Here is a 9026-nt window from a genome sequence, read left to right as displayed (position 1 = left end):
AGGGCGATGACCGCAACGCACATCGCCGCGCCACACCACCCGCTCGCCGCGCTCACCACGTGGCTGACCGAGCACTTCCACCACCGGCGCCCCGCCGAAGCCGGCACCCCAGACGGCTGCGAGGTGCTGCGCCTGGCCTTCCCGCCCGGCCACCCCTACCGCCAGGACCTCGAAGCCCCGGCCCTGAAGGGCGCGTTCGCGCAACTGGCCGCCGACCACCCGACCGAGGTGGCCGTGGCCGCGATGCGCGACGCCGACCGCGAGGAACTCCTGCTCGGCATCGTCGACGACTGGTTCCGGCACGCCCACGCCGCGCCGCAGCACCGCTGGTCGCCGCAGGAGATCACCCTGTACGAGCAGCTGCTCGGCTCCGTGCGCGCCTGTTTCCGCCCCGCCGGTGGTGCACGATGAGCCGCCGCACGATCAGCCCCGAGAAGCGTGCTGCCGTCGAACAGCTGCTGCGCGACGGCCTGTCCGACAAAGGCATCGCCCGGCAGACCGGAGCCCACCACACGACCGTGGCCAAGGTCCGCAAGGCCCTGCGGCTGCCCGTGCACAAGTCCGGCCGCAAGAGCTACCCGAGTCTGGAGGAGGCGTTCCGGGCGCGCATCGAGCCGGTCGAGGGCGGGCACCTGCGCTGGATCGGCAACCGTGTCAGCGGCGGCAACCCGCAGCTCATGCACGACGGAAAGCCGTACAGCGCGTACCGGGTCGCCTTCACGCTGCGCACCGGCCGCGAGGCGACCGGCCAGGCCCGGCCCGGCTGCGACTACGCGCACTGCGTCGAACCCCGTCACGTCGAGGACCAGGACGAGCGGGAGCGCAATCGCAACGACTACGCGGCGATCTTCGGCGGTGAGTCATGAGCGGCCTGAAGGGCCGGACGAGGGCCGACCACCGGCACGCCGCCGCCACGGCCCGGCAACTGCCCGGCACATGGGTGCTCGCCGCGACGTACGGCAGCTCGCAGAGCGCGACCTCCGCTGCCTGGCACGTCCGCACCGGCAACGCGCGCATGCCCGCCTACCAGCCCGCCGGAGCGTTCGAGAGCCGCACCGAACTCACCCAGGACGGCGCCGACCTCTACGTCCGCTACGTCGCGCCGCAGCCCGCACAAGGAGCCGCACGGTGAGCCCTGACGACTACGACCGGCTGTACGCCGAGGCGCGCGAGCGGCCCGCCTTCTCCAACGGCACCGAGGGCTACGGCTGGATGGCCGCGAACTGTGACCGGTGCATCCACGACAAGTCGGCCCGCCAGGGCAACGACGCCCAGGGCTGCCCGCTCGTTTTGATCACGCTGATGGGCCGCACCCCGGCGCAGTTCCTCGACGGCCCGCGTGACGAGGAGGGCCGGTACGGGATCGCCGACCAGTACGTGTGCACCGAGTTCCGCAGCGAGGACGACCCCGACCCGGAGCCCCGGCCCATCCCGACGCCGCCCGGGCAGGGCGAGTTGTGGCCGCGCGAGCCCTTCGAGGGCCGCCGGATGCTCACGCCGCTGGAGCCGGCGGCGGAGGGGGTGACCCCGTGCTGAGGCCCCTTGTCGACGAGTCCCGTCCGGCCGCTGTCGCGGAGGCCGCCCGCCTGTACGTCCTCGCCGTCATCTACGCGGCCCTCGGGGGAGTCGCGTGGCTCCTCGCCGGCCGCCGCCTCGCCCGTGCCAGCAAGGAGAACTGATCAATGTCCTACCGCAAGCTCACCCAGGCAGAGCTGGTCGCCGAGGCCCGCGAACGGTTCGGTGACGACCCGCTCAAGTGGGCGTTCCAGTGCCCCTCCTGTAAGGACATTGCCACGGGCCAGGACTTCCGCGACGCCCTCGCCGAGCAGCCGCGCACGAACCGGAACGGCGAGCCCGTCGTCGCCTCCGACGTGCTCGGACAGGAGTGCATCGGCCGCACCCTCGGCGTCCTGGAGGGCCGCGAGACCCGCAGCTGCGACTGGGCGGCGTACGGACTCTTTCCGGGCCCGTGGGAGATCGTGCTGCCGGACGGCCGCAGCGTCCACGGCTTCCCGCTCGCCCCGGCGCCGGAGCGTGTGCCGTGATCGTCTACGCCCTCGCAGCCGGAGGTTCTGCCGGTGCCCTGGTGCTCGCCTGGCAGTCGCTTCCACGCGTGATTCAGCGTCTCGCCCCCGCAGGCAGCGGACTGCACCGGTACGCCAAGACGCCCGGCCAACTGCGCGCCGAACTTGCCCGCAGCGACCGTGAGAACGAAGACCTCGCGTGCGCGCTCACCACGGTCAGCAACGACCGTGACCGCGCCGTCCGCACCGCGTGGGCGTGGCGGCACGCGGCGCACATGGCCGCCGACCGCGTCGGCGAACTCGCTGAGCAGGCCCGCGAGGTTCCGCAGCTGCGCGAGGACACCCGTGCTCTGCGCGCCCAGCTCGCCAACGCGACCGCAGTCAGCCAGGCCGCCACCTTCGGCGACGACGACCCGACCGTGCCGGGCGGCATCCCGATCATCACCGGCGCCCCCTACGCCTCCAAAGACCCCGGGCGCATCCGCGTCTGACCCGAGACCCGCCCGCCGCTGGGATGTCACCGGCCCGGCGCCGGGCGCACCAAGGAGAACACCGTGACCCGTCCCCTTCCCGCCCCGCCGCCCCGCGTCGCCCGGCTGCCCCGCGACAAGCACGGCCGTCCCATCCCCTGGTTCGTGGCCCGCGTGAACGGGGCGCCGGACTTCCGCATCGCCGAGGACCGCAAGATGACCGGCGCGATCATGTTCCGGTGCTGCTGGATCTGCGGCGGCACCCTGCGCAACCAGACGCTAGGCCTGGCCGCCACCCAGTACGCGTACGTCATCGGGCCGATGTGCGCCGTGAACCGGGTGAGTTCGGAGCCGCCCTCGCACCGCGACTGCGCCCTCTACGCCGCTATGGCCTGCCCGTTCCTGACCACGCCCGGCATGCGCCGCCGCGACACCAACATGCCCGTGGACGTCATCGACCCCGAGGGCGTCATGATCCGCCGCAACCCGGGCGTGAGCCTGGTGTGGATCACCAACACGTGGCGCATGGTGCGCGGCGCCCGGCTGTGGGACGTCGCCGCGCCCGTAAAGACCCACTGGCTGTGCGAAGGCCGGCTCGCCACCCGTGACGAGGTGGTGGCCTCCCTGGACGACGGCATGCCGGCCCTGAGGACCGAGGCCGAGCGGGCCCCGGACCCGCAGGCCGCGCTCGACGAGCTGGAGTGGCGTTACGAGCACGCCCTCGACCTGCTGCCTGCCGAGACGGCCGTGAGGTGACCCATGAGCGCCTACACCGGGTCCATCCCCGACACGGCCGCGCGCCGCCGCGACTGGGCGGAGGAAGCCGCCTGCCGCGACGAGGACCTGGAGCTGTTCTTCAGCGACCTCACCCAGCACCAGGCACGCACCCTCTGCGTCGTGCACTGCCCGGTCCGGGCAGCCTGTCTCGAATCCGTCATGGCCGCCGAAAGCGGCAAGGGCCGCGACCACCGGCATGGCATCTTCGCCGGCCTCGACGGCAGGCAGCGCTGGCGGCTGGACCCGGATGCACCCGGCAAGGACGAAGAGGAGGAACCGGCGGCCGATCCACAGCCCTGCGGTACGGCTGAGGCTCTTGAAAGGCACCTCGCGCACGGCGAGCAGGTTGACGACCGGTGCTGGAGCGGCGAGGTGCGGCGCGTCCGTCACCGGTCCGGGCCCCGCGACGGCCGCTTCGAGCCGGAACCGGACCCGGTTCAGCAGCCGTCGCCGATGGCCGAACCGGACCTGTTGACGGCCGTGCCCGAACCGGAGCCGGCGCCGGCGCCGGAGCTGGCGGCGCCCTCGCCCGTACCGAAGCCCCGTCCCCGACCGCGCGGCGATACACCCCACGAACGCCGCATCTACACCCTGTGGATGACCGGCGCGAGCGACCTGGACATCGCCCGCCGCATGGCCGTCAGCGTGCCGTCCGTGCGGCGCGTCCGCGAACGGCTCGGCCTGCTGCCCAACCTGCATGCGAGGGCGTCATGACGCCGGAAGAAGCTGCCTGGGTGTACGAGCACGTTATCTGCGGCTACCACGACGCCAACGAGCGCAATTGGTGGTGCGGCCCGGACCAGTCGGATGACCGCCTCACCTGCGTCTGCCAGTTGCCCTGCGTCTGGTGTGCGGAGGGCCAGCACGACCGCTGCCGTCGCCAGCACGAGCGTCAGCGGGCGGAAGCAGTACGAGCCGGGCAGACGGACCCGTATGCCGACGCCACGCCCCGCAAGCCCTGGCGGCCGCTCGGGTACGGCGCGGAAACCTCCCTGCGTGCACCCGCCTCGTGGTGGCCCGTGTCCCGCAAACGGACGCTGTATGTGGCTGTGTGGCTCGCCGACCGGGTGTGCCGTTACCTGTCCGGCTGCGCCGTCTGCCAGCCGCCGCAGCCCGCCGCGGCACCCGAACCGGACGCGTGGGCGCACGGGCTGCTGTTCGACCTGGAGGCGTCATGACGGCCCGGCTCCAGATCTTCGCCGACTGCCCCTATGGCGGCTGCGAGGACGGCTACTGCGCCTGCCTCGAACGGGACATTGACGAGGAGACGGACCCCGACGAGATCGCCGAACTCGCCGACGTCTACGGCCTCCTGGACGAGCACGTGCCGGAGCGCACGGTGCGGCGGTACTGCCCCGTCTGCGGTCAGGTCGTCGACGCCGACGAAGACAACCCCGACCGGGTGCCCGGCCACGACCGGTTCGGCGACCGCGTCCTGACTTGGTGCCTCGGCAGCGATACCCGTCAGCGCCTGGAGGTGGCTCCGTGACGCCCCGCGACGTGCTGATCGTCAGCTTCATCGGCGCATTCTTCGGCGTCGTGATCGCCCTGGTCCTGGCCCTTGCCCGCGGCTTCCGCCTGCACCTCGCCGACGGCCGCACCCTCGACGGCGCGTGTTTCCCGTCCGGCCGCGCGGTCGTTCTCGACGATCCCGAATACGGGCTTGCGTCCGCGGCGACGTCCGTTGAGGAACTGCTGAAGGGCTACCGCGGCGCCCGCATCGAGTGGTCTCCCGAAGCCCTGGCCGTCATGGAGAGGCACCGTCAGGCGCTCGATGAGAAGGCGGCCGACGAGGCTGCGGGGAGGGCCGATGGCTGGCCAGCATCCCGCCGATGTCCTCCTCCAGCACCCGACGGTCATCGAGGCCACGCTCGCGGTCGCCGACGCCGACCTCCGGGATCGGAACGGCCCCGAGAACTCTGTCAGTCCCTGGTACCTCGCACCGATGGGGCCGACCGACCACATCTATCCGACCTGCCCCGGCCTGCGCCGTTCCCTGCGCCCCGGCGACGAGCCGCGTGAGGGCAGCGGCGACCTGTACCCCAATGCCGGCGATATGTGCGGCTGGTGCTGCCGCGTCTGGCGTGCACGACGAAGCAAGGAGAACACCGATGGACGCTGATCACCGCGTCGTCACGATCGACCGGCACGAGTGGACGCTGAAGAGCCCCGCCCACCACACCGAGGTGGAGAAGGCCGTCGCCGTTGCCGAGCACGAGCGGGCCGCCCTGACCAACAAGGGGGTGCGGGCCGGCGACGTGCACATCCATGGCGACGACACTGAGCTGGTCGTCTACTTCGAGACAGAGCGCCCGAAGGTTGCCACGCGCCACCCAAGGGAGGCCGTCGGTGTCTGATTGGTCACTGGACAGGACGATCAGGAGCCGAAAGGACTCTGCGGGCCTCTTCCACAAAGGCTATTCGGGCGTTCATGCCACGCGTGGTGCTGTTGTTGTAGTCCCGAACTCGTGCCTCGTAGTCGAGTTGCCCGTTGGCCACTGCGATAACCCGATCCCATATGGCGGCGGCGATTTCGTCCGCCAGCGTCGTCATTCGCTCTGGACCGGCGATCGCGACGTCCATGACGGCTCGTTGAAAAGTCTCGACAGCAACACGTTCATCCCGGCGCAGGTCTTCAGGAACCTCGGTATGACGTACGCCGTGATCCGTCCGGTATTGCAACACAATGCTGGTGGCCTGCCTGGACCGGTCGTAGTGCTCAAGAACCGCGGCATAGGCCGCGCGTCGCTCATCGCGGATACGGAGCCGTACTTCCGCCCATTCCTGATGCACCACCTGAGCGCGAGTCGTGCGGGCCTGAACCCAGGCCCCTCCAAACGCCCCCAGCAAGGTTCCAGCGATGCCAAGTCCCGCCGCCCATACAGCGGCAACCCCCTGATCCATGCAGGACATGATGCCGCCCCCGTGCTGGAGGCCTCCGATGCAGACGCTTGACGGCCTGGTCGCCGATCTCGGCGATCGCTACACCGGCGACGAGCAGCACCCAGGCGACGGCGGCCCCGGCCTGATAGCGCGCCTCGACAGCCTCGCCCTGCGAACACGGCAGCCGCCCGCCGGCGGGCACGCCCCGCCCGGCTCCCGACCGCCCACCTCGCTGGATGCCGTCCACTGGTCCACAGCGATCAAGGCGCAGGCCCGGATCCTCGACATGGAGCTGCGCGGCTCGACGCACATGCAGCAGTGGGACAGGGCCCTGCGCGCCATCCCATACGGGGCGGAGGCCACCGGCCGGGTCGGCGAGGTCACGTCGACGGTGGGCGGTTGGCACAGCGCGTGCCGTACGGTCCTCGGCCTCCAGGCGCCCGCCCGGGAGATGCGGCATGTGCGCTGCCTGGTGTGCGGCCAAGCGTCGATCAAGTCCCGCCCGGACAGCGACCGTCCGCGCGCCTGGTGCACCAACCCGGCGTGCGTGGACGAGGACACGGGGCGGCCAGCCCGTTACGAGGGCGGCCGATTGTACCTGCTCACCACCAACATCACGCACGGGCATCCCGCGTGAGGGTCTCAGCCGGTCTCGCGTGCGGCGCGGGTGCGGGAGTCGCCGTGGATCCGCCATATTCCCCGCTGCGCAGATCTGGACAGATCTGATGTGATCTGTCATCCTGGAAGTGTCCAGGAGATAGGCAAGGGGGCGTCATGAAGGGCCAGTTCATCCGCAGGATCACAGTCGCCGAGTACTTGGTGCAGCGCGGTCTTCCGGCTGACTGGCGTTACGGGTCGTGGCTGGGCCGCGTGGCCGCTCAGATCTACCGCGACACCTACCGGTGCGAGCCCGGCCGGGCGTTCCGGTTCATCAACGGACGGTTCCGTCGCGTCATGGCCTACCGCCCGGCTGAGCGGCACGTACTCACCGAGGCGTGGGACCACTACGGCTGCTACGCCGAGCGCCGCCCCGCTCCGGTCGCCCGCCCCCGCCGTACCGCACCGGTCTGGAACGGGAGCGGCGACTCGATGCGGTGGACCCCGACCGCCAGCCCCGTCCGCAGCCACCCGTAACCACCCAAGGGGGAGTCATGTCCGACACGCTGATCCGTTCGCTCGACCTCGTCGAGCCGGGCGACCTGGTCGTCTACCACGGGTCCATCCGCCTCCTGCACGGCGTCGCCTGGGTGGCGATCCCGTGCCCGTGCCAGGTGTGCGGGGCGTTCGACCGCATGGGGCTTCCCGAGTCCCGGTTCGCGCTGGCCGACCCGTGGGGTGAGCTGCCCGGCCCGCACCACGTGCGCCGCCAGTCCCTGACCCGCTCGGCCGCCTGCGGCTGACAGACCAGCGGCCGGGGGCCTGTCCCCCCACCCACCCCGGCCGCTCCCAGGGCCGCCGCCCCGACTCATCCCCCGTCACCGGGGCGGCGGCCCGCACAACTCAACATCGACACGCTGTAGCTCAGTTGGCAGAGCGCGGATCTTATAAGTCCTGGGTCGTGGGTTCGAGTCCCACCAGCGTGACTCCGAACAGCACGCCTTGGGAGGCAGCAGTGAGCACCACCATCGACGTCAACACCGCTTTCGCCGCCGAGAAGACGGCACAGATCGAATCCGTCCGCGAGCGTGAGCGCGCCTTCGAGGCCCGCGTCGACCGGGGTGAGATCCGCCTGCTCGGCGGCGACCGGTACGAGGTCCTGACCGGCTGGGACCGGGGCGAGTCCTTCACCGTCTCCCGCAACGCCCAGGGCGAGATCGAGGCGATCATCGCCCGGCACGGCCTCGACGAGCGGGCGGACGGCACGATCGCCCTGTACGCGTCCTCGCCCGCATGGCACGGCCTCGGCCAGATCATCCCCGGCGGCACCACGGACATCGACGGGGTACTGGCCCTGTCCGGGCTGGACTTCGAGGTCACCACCGTCCCGGCCCTCTACCGGTGGGGGGAGGAACTGCGGGAGCACGCCGACCAGCGGCACACCGTCCGCACCGACACCGGGGCCGCCCTCGGCGCGGTCGGCCGCAAGTACACGCCGATCCAGAACCGGCAGGGCTTCGAGTTCCTGCAAGAGCTGGTCGGCAAGTTCGACGTCGTCTGGGAGTCGGCCGGGCTGCTGCGCGGCGGGAAGCGGGTATTCATCTCCATCCGCCTGCCCGAGGCCGTCCGGGTCGACGCCGACGCCATCAACGACATCGTCGTCCCGTACGTGGCCGTCATGAACGACCACTCCGGCAACGGCCAGTTCCAGTGCGTCGTCACCCCTTGGCGGCCCATCTGCGCCAACACCGAACGCTTCGCCGTCCGCGACGCCGTGACCCGGTGGGCCGTCCGTCACACCAAGGGCGCCATCGACGAGATCAAGGAAGCCCGCCGCACGCTCGGCCTGTCGGTCCACTACTTCGAGCGGTTCGCCGCCGAGGAGACGGCCCTCGCCCGTACGGACATCGCCGTGCAGGAGTTCCACGACGTGATCGCCGAGCTGTGGCCCCTGGACGACGACGCCAAGGACCGGACCCTCACGAACCACGCGAACCGGCTCGGCGCCCTCGACGGCATGTTCCACACCGAGACCGAACGCGTCGGCCGCACCGCGTACGCCGCCGAGCGCGCCATCACCGGCTACCTCGACCACGTCGCCCCGCGCCGCCCCGGCAAGTCCATGACGGAGGAACTAGCCCGCGCCACGGCCGTCATGGAAGGCGCCGACGACGAGCTGAAGACCAAGGCCCACCGGCGCCTGCTGCTCCTGCGGCAGGGCTGACCCCGAGACCGGCGGCCGGGCTGAATCCCCCCGGCCCGGCCGCCAACAGGG

General features: G+C 71.3%; 19 protein-coding genes and 1 tRNA gene. 18 read left to right on the top strand and 2 right to left on the bottom strand.

The window, feature by feature from the left end; genetic code table 11:
• Nucleotides 1-6 precede the first annotated feature (6 nt).
• The 11 genes from ACFY1J_RS31150 (at nucleotide 7) to ACFY1J_RS31100 (ending at nucleotide 4760) form a co-directional block, all read left to right on the top strand.
• A complete protein-coding gene (locus ACFY1J_RS31150) occupies nucleotides 7-411 on the top strand; it encodes a hypothetical protein (RefSeq protein ID WP_390732395.1) in 405 nt (134 codons plus the stop codon).
• On the top strand, nucleotides 408-866 hold the full coding sequence (locus ACFY1J_RS31145) for a hypothetical protein (RefSeq protein ID WP_390732394.1): 459 nt from the start codon (nucleotides 408-410) through the stop codon (nucleotides 864-866). Before ACFY1J_RS31150 ends, ACFY1J_RS31145 begins: the two co-directional genes overlap by 4 nt.
• Nucleotides 863-1132 carry a hypothetical protein gene (locus ACFY1J_RS31140; protein ID WP_390732393.1) on the top strand — a complete coding sequence of 90 codons (270 nt, stop codon included), beginning with the start codon at nucleotides 863-865 and terminating at the stop codon, nucleotides 1130-1132. The genes ACFY1J_RS31145 and ACFY1J_RS31140 overlap by 4 nt, the downstream gene beginning before the upstream one ends.
• Nucleotides 1129-1536: a hypothetical protein gene (locus ACFY1J_RS31135; RefSeq protein WP_390732392.1), complete on the top strand. Its 408-nt coding sequence runs from the start codon at nucleotides 1129-1131 to the stop codon at nucleotides 1534-1536. Before ACFY1J_RS31140 ends, ACFY1J_RS31135 begins: the two co-directional genes overlap by 4 nt.
• Nucleotides 1530-1679 (top strand): hypothetical protein, encoded by a 150-nt coding sequence (locus tag ACFY1J_RS31130; RefSeq protein WP_390732391.1) that lies wholly within the window; start codon nucleotides 1530-1532, stop codon nucleotides 1677-1679. The genes ACFY1J_RS31135 and ACFY1J_RS31130 overlap by 7 nt, the downstream gene beginning before the upstream one ends.
• Before the next feature lie 3 nt (nucleotides 1680-1682).
• Nucleotides 1683-2045, top strand: a complete 363-nt coding sequence (locus ACFY1J_RS31125) for a VVA0879 family protein (RefSeq protein WP_390732390.1) — start codon at nucleotides 1683-1685, stop codon at nucleotides 2043-2045.
• Nucleotides 2042-2515: a hypothetical protein gene (locus ACFY1J_RS31120; RefSeq protein ID WP_390732389.1), complete on the top strand. Its 474-nt coding sequence runs from the start codon at nucleotides 2042-2044 to the stop codon at nucleotides 2513-2515. The genes ACFY1J_RS31125 and ACFY1J_RS31120 overlap by 4 nt, the downstream gene beginning before the upstream one ends.
• 63 nt (nucleotides 2516-2578) lie before the next feature.
• Nucleotides 2579-3250, top strand: a complete 672-nt coding sequence (locus ACFY1J_RS31115; protein ID WP_390732388.1) for a hypothetical protein — start codon at nucleotides 2579-2581, stop codon at nucleotides 3248-3250.
• 3 nt (nucleotides 3251-3253) lie between these two features.
• Nucleotides 3254-3985, top strand: a complete 732-nt coding sequence (locus ACFY1J_RS31110) for a WhiB family transcriptional regulator (protein WP_390732387.1) — start codon at nucleotides 3254-3256, stop codon at nucleotides 3983-3985.
• Nucleotides 3986-4005: 20 nt separating this feature from the next.
• On the top strand, nucleotides 4006-4449 hold the full coding sequence (locus ACFY1J_RS31105) for a hypothetical protein (protein ID WP_390732386.1): 444 nt from the start codon (nucleotides 4006-4008) through the stop codon (nucleotides 4447-4449).
• Entirely contained in the window at nucleotides 4446-4760 is a 315-nt protein-coding gene (locus ACFY1J_RS31100) for a hypothetical protein (RefSeq protein WP_390732385.1), read from the top strand. Before ACFY1J_RS31105 ends, ACFY1J_RS31100 begins: the two co-directional genes overlap by 4 nt.
• Here ACFY1J_RS31100 and ACFY1J_RS31095 read toward each other — a convergent pair.
• Nucleotides 4736-5032, bottom strand: coding sequence for a hypothetical protein (locus ACFY1J_RS31095; protein ID WP_390732384.1), 297 nt, complete (start codon nucleotides 5030-5032; stop codon nucleotides 4736-4738). The two genes, ACFY1J_RS31100 and ACFY1J_RS31095, sit on opposite strands and share 25 nt — an antisense overlap.
• Nucleotides 5033-5081: 49 nt before the next feature.
• On the opposite strand from ACFY1J_RS31095, the gene ACFY1J_RS31090 reads away from it, so the two are divergent.
• Nucleotides 5082-5393 carry a hypothetical protein gene (locus ACFY1J_RS31090; protein WP_390732383.1) on the top strand — a complete coding sequence of 104 codons (312 nt, stop codon included), beginning with the start codon at nucleotides 5082-5084 and terminating at the stop codon, nucleotides 5391-5393.
• Nucleotides 5383-5628: a hypothetical protein gene (locus tag ACFY1J_RS31085; RefSeq protein ID WP_390732382.1), complete on the top strand. Its 246-nt coding sequence runs from the start codon at nucleotides 5383-5385 to the stop codon at nucleotides 5626-5628. The genes ACFY1J_RS31090 and ACFY1J_RS31085 overlap by 11 nt, the downstream gene beginning before the upstream one ends.
• 4 nt (nucleotides 5629-5632) lie before the next feature.
• Here the strand turns inward: ACFY1J_RS31085 and ACFY1J_RS31080 are convergent, their stop codons facing one another.
• Nucleotides 5633-6175, bottom strand: coding sequence for a hypothetical protein (locus tag ACFY1J_RS31080; RefSeq protein ID WP_390732381.1), 543 nt, complete (start codon nucleotides 6173-6175; stop codon nucleotides 5633-5635).
• 37 nt (nucleotides 6176-6212) lie between these two features.
• On the opposite strand from ACFY1J_RS31080, the gene ACFY1J_RS31075 reads away from it, so the two are divergent.
• The 5 genes from ACFY1J_RS31075 to ACFY1J_RS31055 all read left to right on the top strand — a co-directional run bounded on the left by ACFY1J_RS31075 (nucleotide 6213) and on the right by ACFY1J_RS31055 (nucleotide 8975).
• Entirely contained in the window at nucleotides 6213-6791 is a 579-nt protein-coding gene (locus ACFY1J_RS31075) for a hypothetical protein (protein WP_390732380.1), read from the top strand.
• Between the two features lie 137 nt (nucleotides 6792-6928).
• Complete coding sequence (locus ACFY1J_RS31070; protein ID WP_390732379.1) at nucleotides 6929-7288, top strand: hypothetical protein; 360 nt, start codon at nucleotides 6929-6931, stop codon at nucleotides 7286-7288.
• Between the two features lie 17 nt (nucleotides 7289-7305).
• Nucleotides 7306-7554: a hypothetical protein gene (locus tag ACFY1J_RS31065; protein ID WP_390732378.1), complete on the top strand. Its 249-nt coding sequence runs from the start codon at nucleotides 7306-7308 to the stop codon at nucleotides 7552-7554.
• Nucleotides 7555-7664: 110 nt separating this feature from the next.
• Nucleotides 7665-7737, top strand: a tRNA-Ile gene (locus ACFY1J_RS31060).
• A 29-nt stretch (nucleotides 7738-7766) separates the two neighbouring features.
• A complete protein-coding gene (locus tag ACFY1J_RS31055) occupies nucleotides 7767-8975 on the top strand; it encodes a DUF932 domain-containing protein (RefSeq protein ID WP_390732377.1) in 1209 nt (402 codons plus the stop codon).
• Nucleotides 8976-9026: the final 51 nt, after the last annotated feature.

This window comes from Streptomyces sp. NPDC001406 (assembly GCF_042895285.1).
Lineage (GTDB): Bacteria > Actinomycetota > Actinomycetes > Streptomycetales > Streptomycetaceae > Streptomyces.
Note: the sequence above shows the minus strand (reverse complement) of the source record. Positions and strands in the feature narration are given on the sequence as shown.